Genomic DNA, 20765 nt, shown 5'->3' on the forward strand with positions numbered 1-20765 from the left:
ATAATTGCTAGGTTAGCTAGCGAAATCGGGGTGCGCGTCGTTGATTGATGAACGGAAACGCTCAAGTCATGACCTCGTGCGCGGCGGGAAACAGGCGCCCGCCGGCGTGAGCGCGGTGGGGGGCGGACCTTCTCGATCCTGCTTCTCTCATGCGAGCGGTGGAGGGCGTATCAGCGATCATCCATCTCGCCGCGGTTTTTCGAACGCCCGACACCGACCTGATCTGGAAGAGCAACCTCGAAGGCACGCGCAACCTCATCGCCGCGGCAAAGGCGTGCGCGCCCGAGGCGCGGTTCATCATGGCAAGCACCTCCAATGTCTATGACGCGGACAGCCCGCACCCTGGCCGCGAGGACGATGCGGCCAACCCAAGGCGCTGATCTCCATGACGCCGCTTCAGTTTCAGAAACAACTGCGCCTTCTTGAGGCGCGACGTTTGATGGTGGCAGAGGCTGCAAACGTGGCGGAGGCGGCCTACCAGGTTGGCTACATGGAAAGACAATGGGCTTATTGGCGCCACTTCTGCCAATTGTTCCACACGCAGAACTTGCGCAAATTATCACGCAAGAAATAGATGGCTTTCGCAACCCGCTCGGTGTTCGATTCCGGCAAGGTTAGATTGTAGAGCTCGCCTCCATGCGGGGCGGCTCAGAAGCCAGTAGCAAATCTCGCGCATGACTGAGGGGTAGAGGATCGGGATCGTTTGGTGTATCGGACATCCGGATTAGGCGCAGGATACAATCCGCCAAAGGCTCATCGACTTGGCCAACGAACACGCAGGTACCAGGACCAGCGGGAACGGGCGGCGTATCCAGCTTGTTCCAGCACGTCGCGCATCAAGAAGCGACGACGACACGCGACCCTCCGGTTGGTTGCGAGGCCAGCCCAGCACGCGGCCTTCTGTCGTCAGTGCATTGCCAGTTGCAGTAATAGGCAAGTTTATTGCGGATTTGGGCATTCTGCTCAATGGACACTCCCTCTAGTTTGATGGTGCCGATCAAAGCGAGGTGAATGCTCGATGCTTACGATGACAGAAACGACCGAGCCGTCAATAGGCGTATTCCGAGGCTGGTTGCCGCATATATCCTCGCGAACTAGGCAAAGATAGAGCGTTCGCCGCGCTCTTACCGAATGCACTTTCAGCCGGCCGCCATCGCACTCCGAACCGATCGCCGCCGAGGCCAAACGCGCAAGGCGCGCGACGTTCTCGCTGTCCGAAAAAACCGCCGTGGCTGTGCCCGCTGCATTTCCCCACAGCACAAACCTCCGATAGGCGACCGCCCTTGGGACCACGCGGGCGCCTTGAGGCGCGACCGCACGCGACCGCACCCAATATCGGTCTCGCACGGAGAGTGAAGCTCTCGACCATATCCAAGGAGTTCCGCCAATGGCATTGAAAAAATTCGTCTTCGTCCGATCACGCTCATTCGTTTTCGCTGCGAGCGTATCGATGATCGCTTCGCTACCCGTCGAGGTACGTGCTGCCGACTCGTTTGAAGACGAGGGGCCGGCCTCTGTTGCCGCCGATGATTTCGACGAGGATCGGTTCGGTGGAATGCGCCAGAGATTGTCGGACTGGAATGTTGTCGTTGGCGTCGGCGCACTTTATGCGCCGAAATTCGAAGGTTCCGACGAATTCGAGGTTTCGCCCATTCCGATGATCTCGGCGCAAATTGGCGATCGTATGAGCATCGACACAACCGGATTGACGGTCGACCTGTTGGAGACGAACGGCTTCACGCTGGCCTTGACGGGCGGCTACGAACTGGGCCGGGATGAAGATGATTCCTCCCACCTGAGAGGTCTCGGTGATATCGAAGCAGGAGGCGTAATGGGAGCACGGCTTTCCTACGCACTGGGGGCGATGGAATTTTACGCATCCGTCGACAGGACAGTTGGTGGCAGCGATGGCCTCCTCGGCAAATTCGGAACGACGGTGTCGCATCAATATGACCGCTTCATCCTGTCGGCAGGCGCTTCCGCCACGTTCGCCGACGACAATCACATGGAAAGCTATTTCGGCGTGACATCGGCACAGTCGATTCGATCGGGCTTGCGGGAATATGATGCTAGTGCAGGCCTGAAACGAGTCGATATCGAAGCATCGGTTACCTACATGGCAAGCGAGAACTGGCTGATCCGCGGTCAGGCAGGCGTCGGTTTCCTGACCGGCGACGCACAAGACAGTCCAATCGTTCAGGACGATGTTCAGCCGTCAGCTCTGCTGTCGGTCGTTTATAAATTCTAGCGGGGCGGCCAGGCTCGACCAACGCCGGCGCCTTGCACCACCCGATAGGCTGCCCGCATGAGAGCTGAGTGCCTCGATCGGCGGATCTGCCGGGGGATGGGAAGCTGTTTCACCGTCTCAGTCGGTTGGCGAACGGGAGCGGGGGTGCTGGGGACCAGCTTTGATGTCGCCGACATCGGCGGCGACAAGTCACACAGGTTCTGGCTCGGATATGTCGGACCCGAACAATCCTGACCAGTTCAACATTGAGCGTTTTGGCCCCTACCGGTTATACACGGCAGCCTCCCTGCTGCCCTCCTGGGACCGTTCGATTCCCATTGAGGACAAGGCCTCCTGGCGCGATCCGAAGGTGGCGGAGGGCTATCAAGCCGCGGCGGTTGCCTCCGATCCGACCTCGGCAAGCCGCAATCCCCCTTCGTTCCGAGCCCCGTCATGCACAAGTTGGGGTCGCTGATGAGGTCGCGCTCGAACTCTGCTCTGCCCGCGACGGACGGTCGCCAGCATCCGGCCGTGCGATGAGGACAAGTCGAATTACCTGAGGACAGCTACGCACCAGGATGCCGAACCGCGCGCCTGTGTTCGATAACGATGCTCAGCTCAGAAAATAGTCATCTCATACAGAAACCGTAGAAGACATGCGCCACATGCATGGGTGACGCGAGGTATTGTCACTGTTTTAAACCGATTGAAGTGTCTATATTCCAATCATCGAAACGGCGCCGGAGCCAAGCAAGGCTGCTGACGTCAGAAGCCCTCAGGAAAGGGGATTATCATGAACGTTGCACGCTCTTTCAACAATTGGCGCAAGTTCCGTCAGACCGTTAACGAACTTGGCCGCATGTCAGCCCGCGAACTGCAAGACCTCGGTATCGACCGCGCCGACATCCGCAGCGTTGCCCGCGCATCGATCGCGCGCTAACCGCACGGATTTATCGTCTCAAGACTGCTCGACGCCCGCTGATGACGCGGGCGTTTTTGCGCGGGCTCCTCGTCTGCGGGGTCCATTTGGCCCTTGCTCCATCGCGAGCCTTTCCGATCTGCATTTCTTGCATAGCTGCAGTGCAGCATAAACTATAGGAAACAGCGACGGCCGGTGTATGATCCAATCCATCGAAGCGATGCACCTCCTCCCGCGACGCTTCGGGTTTCAAACGGCCCCACTCCTCCTCCCAGGGTCGTCTGTGGGAACAGCGACACTCCTCCTCCCAGTCGCTGTTCGGTTTCTGGAAAAGCCTGCCGCACCTCCCCCCGCGGCAGGCTTTTTTTGTTTTCGGACCAGTCCTCCATAAGCCAGACCGAGTTGAAATCGCTCACCTCATGCCGTGGTTCAAGGACATGAGTGTATACCCAGCATACGGAGTTAACGGAGGGACTGAGCGCTTTGGCGAGGCCTGGTGCACGGATAGTTATGCGGGCGCAATTCAGTCTTTGATTACGTTGATCATGTTGTTGTCGGCGTCGTTGCCTTGCAGCGCACGGATTTCGGGCGTGCACGGGTGAGCATTCGGTTAAGGATGGCGACGCCGATGGCAGCCTCCATCTGTTGAGCGGAGAATGACCGGGCCGGCCCGCAAACCCCGCCCGATGATGCCCTTATATCTGCCCATCGCCGTTTCAATCAAAACCCGCTTGCCGTAGCCGGTGGAGGCCTGCCATTTCAGCCGGCCATCGGTTTGGATCGACCCGACAAGACGATCCCGTTTGGTTTGGCGGCTCGGTGTCTTGCCTTGCGACCGCCGTTGGGCGACATTTTGACGGCCGCCATCAGGGTCGGGTTTACTATAGCGAGGCTCGACGAACATCCAGACTGGACGGACCCAACGATCCCGGGCTCCTTCACGCTGGTCGCTCATACATGACAGGACGTATTGCCACGACCAATCGGCTCTTGCAAGAACCCAGATTGCGTTCCGGCCGAGAAGCCTGTGTCGTCCATTGCGGTCACGAGAACTTGTGGCCTACTGATATGCTTTAACTACGCAATAACCGTAATCTGACTGCCGGAGAAAATGGCTGGGCTCTGTCGAGCACACGCACCGTGCGATAGACGATGCTCGTGGATATGCAAACTCTTTAAGTTTCATCATCAACAATCGATGACCGCAAATGGCTCGAAGCCGCAGGGTTCGTCTGCAATCGGCCGCCCTTTGCGGACAATGGAAACCGAACTGGTGACTTTGAGCAAGAATGAGCTTGCCTCACCCATCATAGTCTGAATAACCGCTATTCGCTTCACACCGTTGTCATCTACGCGGCTTAGCCCTCCGCCCATGGTTTCTATTGAATGAGGCTCTCCGCTTGGCACAGCATCGGCCGCGCATCGTAGTTGTCGGTGCAGGGATCATCGGTTCGGCGATCACATATAATCTGGCCATTCAGGGTGCGGACGTCTTGCTCTTGGACAAAGGGCATACGGCTGGTTCCGGCGTAACGGGACGGGCTTTCGGTTGGATCAATGTCATCAATGGAACCCCCGGCGACCAGAGCTATGCCCTTTGGCGCGAGGCAGTTGCCGAATACCGGGCCTTGCAAGTTGTCCTACCAACCGCCTTTGCCTGCGCACGTTCTGGTGCCCTTTTGTGGAAAAGTACGGCAGAGGAAACAGAGACGTTCGCCGAGCTTCATCGACACGCCGGGGAACGTGTCGAACTATTGTCGCGAAAGACATTACAGGAATTAGAGCCCCGTATTCGCCGAGCACCAGACCTCGCCGCCTTTTCGCCAGATGATCTGGCTCTCGACCCAGGGCAGCTTGCTATAGACCTGGTAGCTGCCGCAGTTGCTGCTGGCGGCTCCACTCTCTTCGGCGCGACCGCCTACGCCATCGAAACCGCAAACGGCAAGGTCTCTGGATTAAAAGTTGGGCATGAGACAATCCCAGCCGACATCGTCGTTATGTCAGCCGGTCCTGGTATCCAAGAGCTGACTGACGGACTTGGCATTCAAACCGGCCTGACGACATCTCCGGCCTTGCTTCTCCGCTACGGATGTAATCGCCCTATCATAAGCCATATCTTGCGGGGCCCTCGGTTGGAAATCAGACAGGCCACCGACGGCACTTTGCTTGTTGCGAAATCTTACGTGGCAAATGGAGACGAGAATCTCCCTAAGCTGATCGGTGAGACGCTGCTTGCCGTAATGAAGGACGAACTGGATTTGCCTGCCCAAGTCACACTGAAGAGTGCGGAAATCGGAGAGCGTCCGGTTTTTGTCGACGGCTTACCGCGTATGGGATTTCTGTCCGAAGTCGAGAATCTCTACCTCGCAGTCGGTCATCCAGGCGTCATTCTTGCGCCGTTGATGGGTCGCGTGACCGCAGAAGAGATAATGGAAGTCAGGGGCAAAAACGCCACGCTAACTCCCCACTAGGATGCCTACTTCAGATGTCGTGCCCATGTCCGCTTCTAGCGCATCGCTGCCCACTGACCCTGTCCGATTCCGGCCCGAAGCAGCAGTAAGTCAGCACTTCGTGGCGACTGTCCCCCATCCATCGTACCGCAGGTTGAAACGCTTTTCGATTTTCAGCGCGGTCAAAGTAAGGCTGTCAATTGAAGAAGATCGGGCGTCCGATCGCAGCGATAGGTCGATAGCAACTTTGCCGTCAGGCATTCGCACGGACTGGATTACGGTGAAGCCAAGTTCAGCAGCCGCTTCCGAGAGTTCCGATATCGCTGATTTAGAGCCAATGAAGCGGAGGTCGATTGACCGAACCACGGAAGAGCAATCCCCATTCATTTGCAAGCTGGAGAGTACATCAGCATCCGCCGCTCGTTCCGCTCTAAGCCGAACCTCATCCACCCCGATGGGGTCCAGAATGGTCGTCATAACTATACCGAACAAAATACCTTGAAGCATTTCTTTCAGTAGATTTTTTCAGATGTGGATGCAACTTGGCTGAAGCTCCGATGTCCTGGCGCGAAGCTGCCGTCCCCGTCATGGCGGCAGTCTTCGAAACGGCATAAAGCATCCTGGTCAAGGTGCGATTGGGATAGCGCTTACGATATACTCTGTCGTGGCTGTTCTCCATTGATGCTGGGCCCGGCGTCCAGGCGAGAGCCCGTATCTCATCATATCGGGAGCAGCCACCTTCCAAGTTCATGATTGGATCCAGAGGGACCTCGTGCCCGCGATTACACCATATATGTCGGTCTTTCGTGCCTGAGATGCTTCCAGTCGAGCAGCAATGTAACGATTGCCGCCTTGGCGTCATCGTCATGAAATGCGACCATATCGGCCTTCATCCCGATGGATATCGCCGGCCGTTACTGTGATTTGTATCGTTTCCCACGGTGTCCCTCGACCGAAAAATCGATGCCGTGCATCGAATTCAACCGAAGGAAATCCTCTCGACGTCGCTCCAGCTCTCGTCCCTGTCACGATTGACGTCGAGCACGGGGTTACGCTTCAGGCAAATTTTTCGTCTGTGTACACAGGGCGGCCGGCAATGTATGCGGATCGTCGCCGGTTTCACTTTCAAGCGCAATTTTGCGTCTCGCATAAGCCCCTACGATGCGCCCTTCGGCGGGTCGAGCTTGAAGTGATAGAGGCTTTGAGATGTCTCCGCGAGACTTCATCTTCCTTCGTCCGAGCGACGAGGCCTTTTGGTTGGGTCGCCATGGCCTGATCAGCGGATTGCTTCGCAAATTCCAGGTTACGACGATCGTCACATCCCGATACAGAGCGCATAACTGGCAACATTCCGGAAAGTATGTACAGACACCAGCTCCGCCTCCTTCGCTTTAGGGTTGCACCACACGTGGTCCATGGCTAGTAATAGGCCTACAACCTAAACGATTTTTGTTGGAATTCATGGTACCATGAGAGACATTCTTAGTTTGGAGAAAATCGGGCGCAAGAATGTGAGTGCTTTTGAATCAAGGTAGAAACGTAGCGATGTCAGAAGATACGGTTTTCGGCGCCATAAAGTTCTCTCTTGAGAGTTCCATTATTATGTCCGCGATGTACATTTCCATTTTTCTTGGAACTTGTGTGCCTTCGCCCGCAAATGCAAACGTTGCTCCCATAAATGTGCATAAGAAGCCAGAGTATTTCGTAAATACATTGATCAATAATAATCTGGTCGAGGAAGAGTTCCTTACTTGTCTCGATCGTATAAAAAGATCGCGTTCGTTCAACGATGATTCCTGCATTTATACACTAGGAAAGTTCAACAAAATTCTAGCTCGCCTAAGGTATGGCCAGATAAAGGCAAGCGAGACGGTCCTCTTCACTACGATACTCGAAATGATCTCCCAACGGTCCACGCAAAAATCGGGTGCTAATCGATGAGCCTTCAAGATGTTCTAGACAATGTGATCTACGATAGTCCCAATCCCGGCGACATCGCCACGATTGAAGCGTGAGCGCGACGAACAGCCCACCTTTTCTTTGTTGGTAGAGCCCGCGAGATAAGCTCCTTCATCGATAGGAGCGGAATGGAATGGTTGGAGATCGCGCTGATGCCATGCTTGAAGTCATGGATGAAGGCATGCATGAAGCCAGGCATGAGGGAAAGTATCGTCGGATCGAGGTGATCACCGGTCGGCGGCAGCGGCGGAATTGGACTGACGAGGAGAAGGCGCAGATCCTGGCGGAAAGCGCGGAACCTGACGTGAACATCTCGGCCGTTGCCCGGCGCTGGGGCGTCAATCGCGGCTTGCTGAACGTCTGGCGTCGGGACGCTGGGCTGACCTCTCAACGAACCGCGAAGGCCTGCGCGCAGCAGGCGATGTTCGTGCCGGTGACGGTGGTTGGCGATCGAACGTCACGCCAGGAATCGCCGTCGGATGTCGCCCACGTCGCCGCCGGTCGGATTGAGATCGAGATTGCCGGGGCGCGGCTGAGCGTTATCGGCGCAGTGGCGCCCGAGTTGGCGCAGGCGGTAGTAGCGGCGTTGCGAGGGCGCCGGTGATCGGAGTTTCGCCAAATGGCGTGAAGATCATGGTGGCGACGCAGCCTGTCGACTTCCGGCGCGGCATGAATGGCTTGGTGGCCTTGGTGGCGTCAGCGCTTGCGGCCGATCCTTACTGCGGCGACGTGTTCGTGTTCCGCGCCAAGCGTTGCGATCGACTTCGCTGCATTTATTGGGACGGATCAGGCATGATCCTGGCGACGAAATGGTTGGAAGGCGGGAAGTTCGTTTGGCCACCGGTCCGCGATGGCGCGATGCAGATGAGTAGCCAAGAGTTCTCGCTATTGCTGGCCGGAATTGACTGGACGCGGGTCAAGCGAAACCCGGTAAAAAGGCCGACGAAAGCAGGCTGATCCTATTGGTTTTGCTTGAAGATTCAGGCTCATATGGTAGGGTCTGCCATGCCGCTTCGACCCGATCCCTTGCCCCAGGATGCTGCGCAATTGACCCGGATCATTCTCTCGCTCGATGAAGAGAATGCCGATCTCAAAGCGCGCGTGGCCTTCCTTGAGCGCCAGCTCTTCGGGACGAAATCGGAGAAGATGACGATCATCGATCCGACGCAGGCAATGCTCGACCTTGGCGATCTCGGCGACATTCCCGTTGCTGCCAATGACGATGTCGCGCCCGTCGCCGAGGACAAGACGCAGGCACGGCGATCGCCAGCTCGCAATATCGGCCGTTTGCCCAAACACCTTCCGCGTTATGACGAGATCATCGAACCGGAGAGCAAAGTCTGCCCCTGCTGCTCATTCGAGCTTCATTGCATCGGCACGGATGTCAGCGAGGCGCTCGACATCGTGCCCGCGGTTGTCCGGGTCAAACGGACGATCCGTCCGCGCTATGCATGCCGGGCCTGCGAGAGCGTCATTGTGCAAGCGCCCGCGCCGGCGCGCGTGATGGATGGCGGCATGGTGACCACCGCCTTTGCCGCTCATGTCGCCGTTTCGAAGTTCGCCTGGCATCTGCCGCTCCATCGCCAAGCGCAGATGCTTGCCTCCTGCGGCGTGATCATCGATCGCGGCACCCTCGGCGCCTGGGTCACGCGGGTCGCCTGGTGGCTTGAACTTCTCTACGATGCGCTCACCGCCTTCATCCGCTCCCAGCCGAGGGTGTTCTGTGACGAGACGCCGCTTCCGCGGCTCGATCCGGGGCGCAAGCGAACCAAGGTGTGCCAGTTATGGGCCCAGGCAATCGACGACCGGCCGTGGAATGGTCCGGCGCCGCCGGCCGTTGCCTATATCTTTGCCGAAAGCCGCGGCGCTCGCGAAGTCGAGGGGCAATTGTCGTCGTTTACCGGCGTGCTTCAAGTTGATGGGTACCAAGCCTATAAAACCATGGCCAAGCGCCGGGGGAAGAGCAATGTCGCTCCCATGCGGCTGGCCTTCTGCCTTGCCCATGCCCGGCGCAAGTTCGTCGATGTCGTCAAGCTCACCGGCTCCTCGGAGGCTCTGTCGATCCTTGCCAGGATTGCCGAGATCTATCGCATCGAAGCGAGACTGCGCGGCGAAAGTGCCGATACCCGGCTCGTAGTGAGGCGCCGCGAGGCAGCTCCTGTCATGAGAGAACTGAAGGCCCAGATCACCGAATTGAGCGACGAGGTGTCGTCGAAATCGGCGCTTGGCAAGGCCGTCACCTACACGCTCAACCACTGGAGCGGACTGGCAGCTTTCCTGGAGGATGGCCGGATCGAAGTGGACTCCAACGTGGTCGAGCGTTCGATGAAATCCGTGGCCCTGACGAGAAAGAACTCGTTGTTTGTGGGCAGCGAGCGGGGTGGCAAGACCTTCGCGGTCCTGGCATCGCTCGTCAACACCTGTAAACTGAATGGTGTGGACCCCGAGGTCTGGCTTGCCGATGTGCTGGAACGCATCGTCGCGGGCAAAGTGAAAGCCAGCGAGATGGAAAGTCTCCTGCCGTGGAACTGGAAGGCTGAGCGCGAGGCGATGACAGAGCAGGAGCGACGGGCGGCATGACGCACAACAGCCAGGGCATGACGACCGCACGACCGAAGCTTGATGATGAGGCGTTCGAGGCGTTTATCAGGGGACGTCGTCCAGCATCGCCGATTTGGTCAATGAGCGGTCTCGATGGCTATCTTACGGCCCTCATCATCGGCCCAAGGTTCATCGACCCGCGTCAATGGATCCCGGAGCTGACTGGCCCGGATGCCCTGAACCTGCCGATGGAAACAACAGAACATCGGGCCGTGCAGACGATCGTTGCGGAGTATAACCGCATCTCCGCAAGCCTTGCCGAAACGCCGAAAGACCACCGGCCCAGGTTCACCAGGATCGATGACCAGACCTTTGATCCATTCGATTGGGACCTCTGCTTTCTGCTGGGAACACAATACGCGCCGAGGCTTTGGCAGCCCGTCCTTCGAGGTCATGCCGTCACTGGCGACATCATCGCGCCCATCCGCAAGCTCGGCGACGCAAAACACAAAGCAACCCGCCAGGATGCTGCGGACGTCGCCGAAGCACTTGTCAATATCCGAACCTACTTCATGCCGAAGCGGGCAAAGCAGAAGCTCTGACAAAGGGTGCTGTTGCGATGCCGTCAACGCTGAAAGCCGTGGGCTGTTCGTCGCGCTCACGTTGAAGCTGCTCTTACAAGTATCTACGGAACGTTCGAAGGCAGAGTCATGCTTGAGCTGTCCGTGTCGTCCGGGCGGTATTTAGTATTTCGAAACAACGAGGGGGGTGGCAACAGCGCCGAGCTTGGTTCGCAAATCGTTAACTACGACTTGCCAGGATTGGCCGACGTCAGTTTCGTTTCGAGCAAAGGCACCATTATTCAGTATCCGGTGGCTGCCGCTTTAGCTCACGAACTTGCCCATGCGATATTGAGCCACGACGATGTGACACCACCGAACTACACCACACCCGGCCAGGACTACGTGGGTGAAACCGTCGAATTCGTGAACGCCATTCACGCCGAAATGGGCATCCAGGATCGAAACTCCTATTTGGGTTTTGTTTTCAACTCCGACCTCGAGCAAATCGGAAAGCAGCAAGGTCAGAGCCTTAGCGATGGCAAGACAGTCGGGCTCGTTCTGGTGAATAACTCGAATCAATTTACGGCGATTGATACCGGCGATAGAAACGATGCTGTCGTGCTTGTCGGGCTCGATCTGAATGATACGATAGCCTCGGGGACAGGCAATGACTTTCTTTACGGGGGCAACGGTAAGGATGTTGTCGTCGGCCGCGAGGGCGCAGACATTTTATTTGGCAATGACGGTGACGATATCCTGGTAGGAGGAACAGGAGAATTAGCGGCACTGGCAGATGGTGCAGCATCCGGCGCCTTTGGATCCTCAGCGTCGGAAAGTGACGGCTCTGCCGATTATTTGACTGGCGGTGGCGGCGGAGACACGTTTCTCGTAGCTAGTGTCCTTGGCGCGTCAAGGGTCGGACGTTGGGATCCCGACGTAAGCAACTATGTGTTCGATAGCACTGTACGGGGAACATTCGACATTATTCGCGACTATACGTCGCTCGACAAGATCCTCGTCTCGTTAGAAGGCGCAGATTGGTGGGGACTTCACAACACCGATTTTTCTGGTTTCGCAGTAGAGAGTACGGGGTATTTCCTAGGTGGCAAGGAAATTTACAGTGCATCCAGTGGCACCGTGGGCTTAAATGCCGTCTATGACACATACTACGATTTTAATCTCGCTCAGTTGACCAGGGTATTGATCGTCTATGAGCAGGAGCTTTACACAGCGATATTCGGGGTTGAGACAGCGCTTTCAGGCGCCATTGAAGGCGGAGCCAGCAATGACAGCCTCCAAGGCACTTCTGGTGAAGACGTCGTCTTAGGGGCGGGGGGCGATGACGCGCTGGACGGCGCGGGGGGAAGTGATCATCTAAATGGCGGTTCAGGCAACGATGCAGTCAACGGGGGGCAGGGAAGTGACACGTACTATTATACGAAAAGTGATGGCGACGATATTTTGACTGACGCGGCAGAAAGCACCGCGACTGATGTTCTGCAATTTACAAATCTAAATTTTTCTGAGCTCGCATTTTTCCGTGCCGGCGAGAATCTCTTGATTACCATAAACGGCACAGGTGAAACAATCACGCTTGATAACCAGTACAACAGTGCCGGAGAAAATTACGCGATTGAGAAACTGTCGTTTGCTAATGGTAGCTCCCTTGAACTGGGTCATGCATCGAATACAGGTTGGTTCAACGGGAGCAATTCGGCCGACACGATTGTCGGCCTTTCGGGAAAGGACTACCTCATCGGAGGTCTTGGCGACGATGTGCTAGGCGGCGACGCCGGCGCCGACGTGTATGTATACAGCCTTGGTAGATGGCAATGACACTATCAATGATACCTTAGGTTCTCTGGATGAGCTTGACGTCCTCTTCTTTGCTGATCTCGAAGAAGATGATGTGGAGCTTTTCGACGATGGAGATGACGCAATCATTACAATCGGATCCACTGGCGAAACAATCACAATGTTGGGCTGGGGCGTCGAAAAGGTAGCTTTCGCAAATGGCGTAACCTGGGACATGGTATAGTGTTGGACCCTGTGCGTAACCGACCTTTTCGAGAATCGAGCCGAGCATCGCGACAAGTGGTGAGTTCAGATTCCTTATGTTGGGAAGCGTGCTGATATGCCTTGCCTCGAGAGCCGTTCATGTGCTGGTGCGAGCGCGAAGCCAGCACGGATTCGCTGATGGGAAGAGTTAGTGACGGCTGGGACTTGATCGGCAGCAGAGCCAAACTGTGGTCTCCTAGGCGAACCTCAAGCAATTGGCGCAGGGCGGAGCCCAAGCCTGTCCCTGTCTGAACAGCAGGTGCAAGAATGGGCCATGTGCACCTCGAAGGAACTAGGCGGGTGCGAGCGCTTGATTTCCCTAACACAATACAGAACCGGAATCGTGGCAATAGATCAAAGCTGATGGCTGCTTGTGGCGCGTTCCGGAAGAAACAATCTTTCTGCCACCAGCCAGCAAACATCAAGGGGTGTTGCTGGATGACGTCCCACCGACTGGCCTATCGCTCAAACAATATGCTAGTGGAAATGGTTCGTTCGCGACCGTCACAAAGTCTTCAATCGTATTCGAATACGAAGTTTATCTGCGACTCGCCCGAGTTGGGTTGTTGTCGCTGCGCCATTTCTAAGCGAAGATTGCGTGGGCCGAAAGGAAGCAAATCAACTGATGGACGAGGACAAACCTGAACTGACTGCCCTTTTTAAGGCCGTGGCCGAAAGCCCAAAGCGCGACAACACCGCTTATCACAAGGCACTTGCCGAGGCTCGCCAGGCTTTCGAAGCCGCGAGCTGGCATTAGGCGGAGCTTTTCGGGTGCAGACGAAGACCAAAATGAAGCGCAACGGCGATTACGTCGTGAAATGGACTTTCAAGCGGCATACCGGCCAAAAGCCGAAATCGCGATGATCCCGGTGGTGGGATGATGTCAATCGTCTTCCGCGATACTTCGGAGGCTATATGCGTGGCGGTCGGCGGCTGCCACGGGATTGTAAACTGACGAACGAAGGCCATCGGCGTCGCTCCTCTAACATTTGAACTGTCGGCTCCGCTCGTTTCGTAACCGCGCATTTACCAGCTTCCTATCTGAGTGGAGCGTCATGTTGGAAGCGACGGTTGTTTTGCGTATAACGATTTTGCTAACAGGGGTTGTGTCCGTGTTCTTCATTGCAGTTGGCCTTCTTATTGCTCATGTTGTTTTGATCGCCACTGGGTTTGGTCTTCGTAATAGCGAGGAACAGTGGGTGCTCGGCCTGATGTTCGGCTGGTACTGTTTCGCCATGCTTGGCTCCATTGCCGCGATCTGGCTTCACTATAAAAAATCGACCCGGCGCGTCGAGCCGTCTTGCTAGATGCAGCGCTATTCAGCTTCGAAGTCAGGCGGTGCGGCGCTCGTGCTCTTCGAGACGGAGCACCTTAAAGCCAATATTCGCGCTGCACTGGCCGAAGCGACGCTTAGTCCGTGGCAGCGGAGCTTTCTCTTGGACGTACTTCACAGGCTGGAGAGATACGGTGGCGGGACTCGGTTGAGCGACAAACAACTGCTGAAACTGAATCAAATTCTCGGGCGCGATGGAACGCAGCACCAAGAAGCGATAGCGATACTCCGTTCGGCACCATACCCACGTCGCTCGCAACACCGCAAATCCTCCTTCCTGTCGCGACAGGTCAGGTGGTGGAGTAGAAAGTTTGTCCGAGATGCAGTGATTGTGGCACTTATCGCAATGGTCGGCCTTCTTTACTCACTGTTCGAGACCGGACCGACGCAATTTTTTCTTGGTCCGGCTGGCAAGTCGCCGCATGTGGCGGAGCAGGTCGGATCATCGTTTGCGGTGACAGACGGCGATACCGTCCACGTTGCGGGAGAGAAGGCTGGGACGCGCCTCGTTGGCTTCAACACACCTGAGACCTTCAGCCCTCAATGCAGGTATGAACGGGAACTGGGCAACCGCGCAAAAGAGCGTCTGAAGGAGCTGGTCAGTTCGCCAAACGTGCAACTCACAAAGGTGGCGTGTGCTTGTCCAACCGGTACCGAAGGAACGGACGCGTGTAATTACGGACGCAGTTGCGGCGTCTTGAAGGTCGGAGGACGGGACGTGGGTCAAATCCTGATTGCCGAAGGTCTCGCCGTTCCGTTCATTTGTCGAGGAGACCGCTGTCCGAGAACCCCACGGCCGTGGTGCGGGCAGCAATCATTATGATTTTTCCGAAGTGGCCGCTGATAGGTCAAAGCCTTCTTTTTCACGCATCCTCGAAACGCAGCAATCTCCGTGGACATCAATAATGGTAATCTTAGTTCGGCTGTTAAGGGTCGCGCTCGTCACTATCCTATGCATCGTCGTTTTCGCGGTACTGTTCGAATTCCTGAACGCCGTTCCGACATATCTTTTTCTCCCGGATCACCCGGAGGTCGGCGATGCGTACGGCAGCGGCAGGATGATGTTTCTTGGTGCGCTCTGGTGGGGAGCGGTATTCCGTGCGCCGGGTTACCTCTTCTACGGGACGGTTCCACTGCTGATCGTCATGGCCGCGACAGAATGGAAATCGATGAAAAGTTGGCGCGAATATCTTGCCATCTGGCTCTTGGCAGGACTGGTGGCAACTGGTTTCCCCGTTTCTTATCCGTTAAGGCTTGCCGCCGTGGTGATCGCGGCCGCTGGAGTCAGCTATTTCTATTGGCTACTCGCCGGAAAATCAGCAGGTGATCGGCTACAAGACTGGCGGAGGCGGGAGCGTAATGGCGGCGCTTTGAGACTCGCAAATTATGTCGCCTATGCCGTCGTGGCCTATCTCGCCTATCAACTGACGGGCTACCTCTTTTACGGAGGAAAGCTGCTCTGGGTTACGTTTGTTTCGGAACCTAGTCCAGGAACGCCACCTTTCCAGGTAACGCACAGACGAAAACTGACCGCTTCACAGAAGGTTGCCATGATGGATTTTCCTGATCCGGCTTCCTGTCTGAAGAGAGCCGAAACGGATGTGCTGTCGCTTGACCGCCTCAAGGAGATGGATTGGGATCGCATAGACAACGAGGACGAAGCGGACGTCTGCATGTTCAGGCTGCTGGGCTCCTACGAGAATTTATCTTACGCAACCGACTGGTTCGAAGCTCAGGGCTTTCGCGTCTTCGACAACTTCAGTAGCGCTCACCCTTATATTGAGAGGGATGGCACACAGCGCGTTGCCGCCGGATACTCGATCCGAAAGAACGGTCCGAAGTTTCCAACAACGGGAATTGTTCGGCGGGCGTTTCGATCAATTCCGTATAGCATGATCGTGAACGCCACATGGTCGAAAGACGGCAAGAGGCTGATCGGCGTCGAGACGAACTTCAACACTTTATAGTCGGGGCCGGGGGAACAGATGCATCCCAATCTCGCTCGTCGGCCTTGTGGCGACGGCCGTAGTCTTCGTGCTTCAGGCTATTCCGATCACCGGCATATTCCTGATGTTCGCGTTTGCCATGTTCTGGTCGGTCGTGCTCATTAGCGCAAGCCTGATCGGGGTCGCAACCGAGTTTTTATCGGGCGAGTGTCGCGCATATGGCTCCTGTTGCCGCTGGTTAAATTTAGTGAGGTCGGTCAGACATCCAAGTGATCGAAAGCGGCTCGATCAGCCGACTACAGGCAATCCTGTGCAATGCCGGGGCGACGTTCCGCGGCGACCCCACATACACCGGGGACGGCTATCACCCTTCGCCATGGCGCGCCTGTAGGCCGGTCTATCGCCGATGCGGTGAAGGTAGGCGCGCAGGTTGGGCCGATCGGAGATCTGCCGGCCCGAAAGCCGCCGAGGATGGGAACATCTTGGCCGAGCGGTTGGCCCGCGCGGCGGAGCGGCCCCGCTCAGCGGGCGACTTGCGGTGATCTTATGGCTGACATCGGTCATTAGACCGCCTGTCCCATGGCCAGGGCTGCTGGCCGCTGGTCGACGCCGGCAACTGGAGCAAGTGTTGCGCTGGCGTGCGTCGCGGCTTGCGCCGACGAATCCGGTAGACGGCCGCCGGAGGAATGTTTGCAAACGTATGCCCAATAAAGCTAGCCTTCAGGCCCAAACGATCGAGCAGAGGCCTTGAGATCGGGCATCGCGGGCCATAGGTGAACTGATAAAACGCGCCGTCGGCGCGAAGGTGTGCGAATGCCCCATTCAGGATCGAAAGGACTTTCCTAGGGGGCATCGAGAGTAGCGGGAGGCCGCTTATGACGGCCCCTGCCGGCATGCCGTTGAACAGAACAACGTCGTGCAGTCTTGCCGCATCCATCCTGAGGGTTGTTGCGCATGGAAAGTGGAAATTCAGCTTTGCGGCGAAATCCGATCCGAATTCGATGAGCGCCAGGTTCTCTTCGGCTATACCCTTCGCGATCAGAGCGCGTGTGAACGCACCCGTCCCGGGGCCGAGTTCGATGACTGGGCCGATCTCCGGCGAGACCTCCGATACCATCAGAGCCGACAACGCGCGTCCGGACGGCACGACAGCGGCGACACGGAGGGGGTCGGAGAGCCAGGCACGAAAGAAGTGGAAGGCGTCGGCCGCTTTGCTTGTCATGAGCGGCTCCCCCTTGGGGCTGCTCGCCACCGGCACCGAGCGGCAACTCGCCATGTCAGCGCGAGCAGCGCCTCGGTTGCGATGAGGAGGACAAGCATCTTGATCGCCAAAGTCGATGCGGACATTCCAGGAGCTAACAGCACGGCAAAGTAGCCAGCCGCGATGAACAGGCCATTCCATAGAGTGATGCCTAGCACGGTCCCGCCGGCAAATCGTCGGAAGTCCGCATGAATGAGTCCGGCGACCACGGGCGCGATCAGGCGCACCGTCGGTATGAGTTGGGAGGCGAAGATCAGGGTGCGCTCCCGCTCCCGGAATGATGCGAGAGTTTTGTCGATGCGTGCTGATGCCAGGCCCAGCAACCTGCCTGTCCGATACAGCAGCCGGACGGACCTGTTCTGTCCCAATGCGCGAACGAGCAGGTAGAGGGCAAGCCCTCCGCAAAAGCTTCCGGTCGTCGTAACGATGGTAGCGACCGGGACGGACCAGGCGCCGTCAACAGCAGCAATGCCGATTGCGACCAGGACACCGTAGGACGGCAGAGCGGGAATGAAGCGCTCCGCCAGTCCGATCGCGAACAGGCCGACCACTCCGTATGTCGCGATCCAGTCGATGAGGCTTCCGAGCGGGTCCACGCGTCAGACCTCTCTGCTAACGGCTGGCGCATCCAGACGGATGATGGCTGACAGCGCCTTCGGTTGGCCTAGACCCGTCAGCGTCTCAGGCACGTTCCGAAGCCGAGCCGCGACATGTCTCTCCCGAGCACGTTGGGACGGGGTACTATCAGTGGTCCAATTCTTTGCCATTGTGGGTCCTTTGCTTTGCTGAGCTGCCAGCCGCGGCCACCGAAGGCGCCGCTTGTGAGGGTTCGCCTTCGGTGGCTTGAGGGTCGCCATTGCATCGGGGGAAGAGTGGCGACCCCTCGGATCGCCGGGAGCGGGGCGGCTTCCGTGATCCGATTTCAGTTCGTCCTAGCTGAAGCCAGGTTTAGAGGCAGATTGGTCGTGCCTGGCGGGGTGCGCAGCCTGCGCATCCTTCTGCTGGGGGACTGCCCACCTTCGCTCTTACCCTCGAAGGTCATGCCCCAAGCAGTGATTCTCAACCGAGGCCGCCGTTCGCGAAGACGTTTTGCCCGTCGATCCATGCGCCGTCCTGGGAGCAGAGAAGCGCGATGACGTTTGCGATGTCCTCCGGTTGACCCAGACGCCGCAGAGGTGTCGCTTCAGGAATACCTCGGAGTGCTTCCTCGCCATGCTGGCGCAGCAACTGGGTATCGACGGCGCCTGGTGACACGGCGTTGACCGAGATATTGCGGCCCGCCAGTTCTTTGGCGAGCACGCTCGAGTAAATTTCCTGCGCTGCCTTGGTGGCTGCGTAGGCACCCGTATATGCGGGCTTCTGGAGAATGATGCTCGAGCTCAGGCTGACGATCCTGCCGCCGTCACGGGTGCGTCGTGCCGCCTCGCGTAAAACATTGAAACTACCCGTCATATTGGTTGCGATCATTCGATTGAAAGCATCGTCGGTCATGTGGGAAAAGGGACCGACATTCATGATCCCGGCATTGTTGACCACCACGTCCACGCCGCCATAAGCCTCGTCATGGGCATTGAACAAGGCCTTGACAGCAGCCGGATCTGCAACGTCCGCCTGGCGCGCCATTGCACGACCGCCAGCCGCCTTGATGTCGGCTACGACTTGATCGGCCAGGTCGCGATTGGTGAGGTAGTTCACCGTAACGGCATAGCCGTCGCGCGCCAGACGGCGGGCAGTGGCAGCGCCGATGCCACGCGACGAGCCGGTGATGACGGCAGCCCGGCCGGCGCCAGGGACAGTGCCAGGATTGGCTGCGGAGGTTTGGGCCGAAGCCGTTCCACTGAGAGCAAGGGCGGCCGGTGCGGCGGCTGCAAGCGCCATGAAGGTTCGGCGGGAATTATCAGTATCGGACATCGGGAAGGTCTCCTTTTCGAGAATTGCGAAAGCTCGCGGATACGGCCGAGGCCGGTTCAGTCGTGACTGCCCCCGAAGCTAAAGAGCAATGCGCTTGGTTTGCTGCGACAAACAGCAGCCCAGGGCCGAAACCACTGTGTATTTCAGCCGCATTCGTTCCGTTCGCAGTGATAGACACTGCTACCGGTAAAGTTTGCTCTCATTGAACATCTATATTGACGGCGCTGCTGTTTCTGTCATGTTGACTGCACTCCTCGCTTGGCTGGCACCTTCAAGCTAGATGGAGTGTCCGATGATCAGAATGCCTGAACCATCAAGAAACTTGCCTATTCCTACAGATGGCAATACACTGTCACGAGACGGCCGTGTTTTGACCTGGCCTCACAACCAACCGGAGGCTCGCGTGTCGTCATCGCTTCTTGCGGCGGTCACCGCCTATATCGAAGAACAGGGTGGCGGGCAGGGCCTATTTCCAACGCCAATAGAAGGCTTCAACATCGTCCGGTCTTTCCAGGCGATGATGCCGATGCGGGCGCTTTACCGGCCGTCGCTCTGTGTCGTGATTCAGGGCGCGAAGGAGATCCACTTCGGAGACGACAGGCTGGACTACGGCGCGTTGGAGTGCCTGGTCGTGAGCGTCGAGCTTCCGGCGAAGGGTCGGATCGTAGAGGCAAGTCCTGAGGCGCCTTATGTCGGTGTCACCATCGATTTCGACGTCGCCACGATGCGCGAGGTTCTGGAGCAGCTGGATACCCCGCCAGTTCCAGCTTCTGATCCTGGACCCTGTGTTTTTGTGGGCAAGGTGGACGAACCATTGGCAGACTGCCTCCTGCGTCTGATCCGGATGACGAAGACACCGAAGGCAATCCCGATCCTTTATCCATCGGTGATGCGCGAGATCTGCTACTGGTTGCTGAGTGGACCGCATGGCGCCGAACTCTGCAAGCTGGCGCTTCCGGAATCGAATATCGAGCGCGTGGCCAAAGCCATATCTACGCTGCACGTGAACTTCGCGCAGACGCTGCGGATCGAACAATTGGCAGAGATTGCTCGGATGAGCCCGTCGTCCTTCCACCAGCACTTCAAGGCGCTGACCTCGATGTCCCCGCTTCAGTTCCAGAAACAACTGCGCCTTCTCGAGGCTCGACGCCTGATGGTTGCCGAGGCCGCAAACGTGGCGGAGGCTGCCTACCAGGTCGGCTACGAAAGTGCTTCGCAATTCAGCCGCGAATATTCTCGCACGTTTGGGGCTGCGCCAAAGCAGGACGTCATGAACCAGCAGCGCCTGTACAGCAAGTACGCCAGCAGGAAGGTGCAAAGTGCGTAGCTTGTAGATCGCGTGTTCAAGGGGCGCTCTCTGCAGTTCACCTGCTTGGAGCGACCTTCTTGATATGAGCAAGCAAATGCCATCCTGGGGTGATATGCTTTCGGTATCGCCGCCGGGCGTTCGTCATATAAGCTTTTCCAGCGCGGCCGGATAGAAAAATGAACGGGGCGCACACCTCTTCGCTACACTTCACGGACGACCCTTTGAACTGACTGAACCAGCAATCTTCCCTGCTGAACTGGAGGATTAGGCACGGAATTTGTGCTTTTT

General features: G+C 57.3%; 18 protein-coding genes and 4 pseudogenes. 16 read left to right on the forward strand and 6 right to left on the reverse strand.

The window, feature by feature from the left end; all coding sequences use genetic code 11:
* Nucleotides 1-40: 40 nt before the first annotated feature.
* Nucleotides 41-377, forward strand: a pseudogene (locus AM571_RS21100) (NAD-dependent epimerase/dehydratase family protein); the annotation flags it as partial.
* Nucleotides 371-497: pseudogene (locus AM571_RS36410) on the forward strand (AraC family transcriptional regulator); the annotation flags it as partial. The pseudogenes AM571_RS21100 and AM571_RS36410, both read left to right, overlap by 7 nt.
* Here AM571_RS36410 and AM571_RS37510 read toward each other — a convergent pair.
* Nucleotides 491-837 (reverse strand): annotated as a pseudogene (locus AM571_RS37510) (AraC family transcriptional regulator); the annotation flags it as partial. The pseudogenes AM571_RS36410 and AM571_RS37510 overlap by 7 nt on opposite strands.
* A gap of 550 nt (nt 838-1387) precedes the next feature.
* Here AM571_RS37510 and AM571_RS21110 point away from each other — a divergent pair.
* Complete coding sequence (locus AM571_RS21110) at nt 1388-2248, forward strand: MipA/OmpV family protein (protein ID WP_074063480.1); 861 nt, start codon at nt 1388-1390, stop codon at nt 2246-2248.
* A 772-nt stretch (nt 2249-3020) separates the two neighbouring features.
* The gene (locus AM571_RS21120) at nt 3021-3167 is read left to right on the forward strand and encodes a DUF1127 domain-containing protein (RefSeq protein WP_074063481.1); all 147 of its coding nucleotides are present in this window, start codon (nt 3021-3023) and stop codon (nt 3165-3167) included.
* Between the two features lie 522 nt (nt 3168-3689).
* Here AM571_RS21120 and AM571_RS36415 read toward each other — a convergent pair.
* Nucleotides 3690-3930, reverse strand: a pseudogene (locus AM571_RS36415) (IS5/IS1182 family transposase); the annotation flags it as partial.
* A gap of 616 nt (nt 3931-4546) precedes the next feature.
* On the opposite strand from AM571_RS36415, the gene AM571_RS21135 reads away from it, so the two are divergent.
* Complete coding sequence (locus AM571_RS21135) at nt 4547-5617, forward strand: NAD(P)/FAD-dependent oxidoreductase (protein WP_074063484.1); 1071 nt, start codon at nt 4547-4549, stop codon at nt 5615-5617.
* Between the two features lie 90 nt (nt 5618-5707).
* On the opposite strand, the gene AM571_RS21140 is transcribed toward AM571_RS21135, so the two are convergent.
* A complete protein-coding gene (locus tag AM571_RS21140; protein ID WP_237358590.1) occupies nt 5708-6073 on the reverse strand; it encodes a ribonuclease E inhibitor RraB in 366 nt (121 codons plus the stop codon).
* A 1615-nt stretch (nt 6074-7688) separates the two neighbouring features.
* Here AM571_RS21140 and tnpA point away from each other — a divergent pair.
* The 10 genes from tnpA to AM571_RS21195 all read left to right on the forward strand — a co-directional run bounded on the left by tnpA (nt 7689) and on the right by AM571_RS21195 (nt 16017).
* Nucleotides 7689-8159 (forward strand): IS66-like element accessory protein TnpA, encoded by a 471-nt coding sequence (tnpA, locus tag AM571_RS21150; RefSeq protein ID WP_074061609.1) that lies wholly within the window; start codon nt 7689-7691, stop codon nt 8157-8159.
* A complete protein-coding gene (gene tnpB, locus AM571_RS21155; protein ID WP_064697832.1) occupies nt 8156-8512 on the forward strand; it encodes an IS66 family insertion sequence element accessory protein TnpB in 357 nt (118 codons plus the stop codon). Before tnpA ends, tnpB begins: the two co-directional genes overlap by 4 nt.
* A gap of 48 nt (nt 8513-8560) precedes the next feature.
* On the forward strand, nt 8561-10135 hold the full coding sequence (tnpC, locus tag AM571_RS21160) for an IS66 family transposase (RefSeq protein ID WP_074061610.1): 1575 nt from the start codon (nt 8561-8563) through the stop codon (nt 10133-10135).
* Nucleotides 10132-10698, forward strand: coding sequence for a UPF0149 family protein (locus AM571_RS21165; RefSeq protein WP_064697834.1), 567 nt, complete (start codon nt 10132-10134; stop codon nt 10696-10698). Before tnpC ends, AM571_RS21165 begins: the two co-directional genes overlap by 4 nt.
* Before the next feature lie 108 nt (nt 10699-10806).
* The gene (locus AM571_RS21170; protein WP_074063487.1) at nt 10807-12495 is read left to right on the forward strand and encodes a calcium-binding protein; all 1689 of its coding nucleotides are present in this window, start codon (nt 10807-10809) and stop codon (nt 12493-12495) included.
* On the forward strand, nt 12467-12697 hold the full coding sequence (locus AM571_RS36420) for a calcium-binding protein (protein WP_155774496.1): 231 nt from the start codon (nt 12467-12469) through the stop codon (nt 12695-12697). The genes AM571_RS21170 and AM571_RS36420 overlap by 29 nt, the downstream gene beginning before the upstream one ends.
* A gap of 645 nt (nt 12698-13342) precedes the next feature.
* Nucleotides 13343-13474 carry a hypothetical protein gene (locus AM571_RS38025; RefSeq protein WP_257788699.1) on the forward strand — a complete coding sequence of 44 codons (132 nt, stop codon included), beginning with the start codon at nt 13343-13345 and terminating at the stop codon, nt 13472-13474.
* A 301-nt stretch (nt 13475-13775) separates the two neighbouring features.
* Nucleotides 13776-14024, forward strand: coding sequence for a hypothetical protein (locus AM571_RS21185; RefSeq protein WP_237358591.1), 249 nt, complete (start codon nt 13776-13778; stop codon nt 14022-14024).
* A 372-nt stretch (nt 14025-14396) separates the two neighbouring features.
* Nucleotides 14397-14873 (forward strand): thermonuclease family protein, encoded by a 477-nt coding sequence (locus tag AM571_RS37515; RefSeq protein ID WP_237358596.1) that lies wholly within the window; start codon nt 14397-14399, stop codon nt 14871-14873.
* Nucleotides 14785-16017: a hypothetical protein gene (locus AM571_RS21195; RefSeq protein WP_237358592.1), complete on the forward strand. Its 1233-nt coding sequence runs from the start codon at nt 14785-14787 to the stop codon at nt 16015-16017. Before AM571_RS37515 ends, AM571_RS21195 begins: the two co-directional genes overlap by 89 nt.
* A gap of 523 nt (nt 16018-16540) precedes the next feature.
* Here AM571_RS21195 and AM571_RS21205 read toward each other — a convergent pair.
* From AM571_RS21205 to AM571_RS21215, 3 genes are all read right to left on the reverse strand, one after another.
* Nucleotides 16541-17218: a class I SAM-dependent methyltransferase gene (locus tag AM571_RS21205; protein WP_074063491.1), complete on the reverse strand. Its 678-nt coding sequence runs from the start codon at nt 17216-17218 to the stop codon at nt 16541-16543.
* Nucleotides 17215-17853: a DedA family protein gene (locus AM571_RS21210; protein ID WP_074063492.1), complete on the reverse strand. Its 639-nt coding sequence runs from the start codon at nt 17851-17853 to the stop codon at nt 17215-17217. The genes AM571_RS21205 and AM571_RS21210 overlap by 4 nt, the downstream gene beginning before the upstream one ends.
* Nucleotides 17854-18316: 463 nt before the next feature.
* Nucleotides 18317-19168, reverse strand: a complete 852-nt coding sequence (locus AM571_RS21215) for an SDR family oxidoreductase (protein ID WP_074063493.1) — start codon at nt 19166-19168, stop codon at nt 18317-18319.
* A gap of 403 nt (nt 19169-19571) precedes the next feature.
* Here AM571_RS21215 and AM571_RS21220 point away from each other — a divergent pair, with 403 nt between their 5' ends.
* On the forward strand, nt 19572-20495 hold the full coding sequence (locus AM571_RS21220) for an AraC family transcriptional regulator (RefSeq protein ID WP_196776352.1): 924 nt from the start codon (nt 19572-19574) through the stop codon (nt 20493-20495).
* The last annotated feature ends 270 nt before the right edge of the window (nt 20496-20765 follow it).

It is taken from the genome of Rhizobium etli 8C-3 (genome assembly GCF_001908375.1).
In the GTDB taxonomy this organism is placed as follows: Bacteria; Pseudomonadota; Alphaproteobacteria; order Rhizobiales; family Rhizobiaceae; genus Rhizobium; species Rhizobium etli_B.

Excerpts from the sequence above, each read along its gene's own strand:
- AM571_RS21120 (WP_074063481.1), top strand. The coding sequence starts at position 3,021 with ATGAACGTTGCACGCTCTTTCAACAATTGGCGCAAGTTCCGTCAGACC.
- AM571_RS21165 (WP_064697834.1), top strand. The coding sequence starts at position 10,132 with ATGACGCACAACAGCCAGGGCATGACGACCGCACGACCGAAGCTTGAT.
- tnpA (WP_074061609.1), top strand. The coding sequence starts at position 7,689 with ATGGTTGGAGATCGCGCTGATGCCATGCTTGAAGTCATGGATGAAGGC.
- AM571_RS38025 (WP_257788699.1), top strand. The coding sequence starts at position 13,343 with ATGGACGAGGACAAACCTGAACTGACTGCCCTTTTTAAGGCCGTGGCC.
- tnpC (WP_074061610.1), top strand. The coding sequence starts at position 8,561 with ATGCCGCTTCGACCCGATCCCTTGCCCCAGGATGCTGCGCAATTGACC.
- AM571_RS37515 (WP_237358596.1), top strand. The coding sequence starts at position 14,397 with ATGGTCGGCCTTCTTTACTCACTGTTCGAGACCGGACCGACGCAATTT.
- AM571_RS21205 (WP_074063491.1), bottom strand. The coding sequence starts at position 17,218 with ATGACAAGCAAAGCGGCCGACGCCTTCCACTTCTTTCGTGCCTGGCTC.
- AM571_RS21215 (WP_074063493.1), bottom strand. The coding sequence starts at position 19,168 with ATGTCCGATACTGATAATTCCCGCCGAACCTTCATGGCGCTTGCAGCC.
- AM571_RS21110 (WP_074063480.1), top strand. The coding sequence starts at position 1,388 with ATGGCATTGAAAAAATTCGTCTTCGTCCGATCACGCTCATTCGTTTTC.
- AM571_RS36420 (WP_155774496.1), top strand. The coding sequence starts at position 12,467 with ATGTATACAGCCTTGGTAGATGGCAATGACACTATCAATGATACCTTA.
- AM571_RS21140 (WP_237358590.1), bottom strand. The coding sequence starts at position 6,073 with ATGACGACCATTCTGGACCCCATCGGGGTGGATGAGGTTCGGCTTAGA.
- AM571_RS21170 (WP_074063487.1), top strand. The coding sequence starts at position 10,807 with ATGCTTGAGCTGTCCGTGTCGTCCGGGCGGTATTTAGTATTTCGAAAC.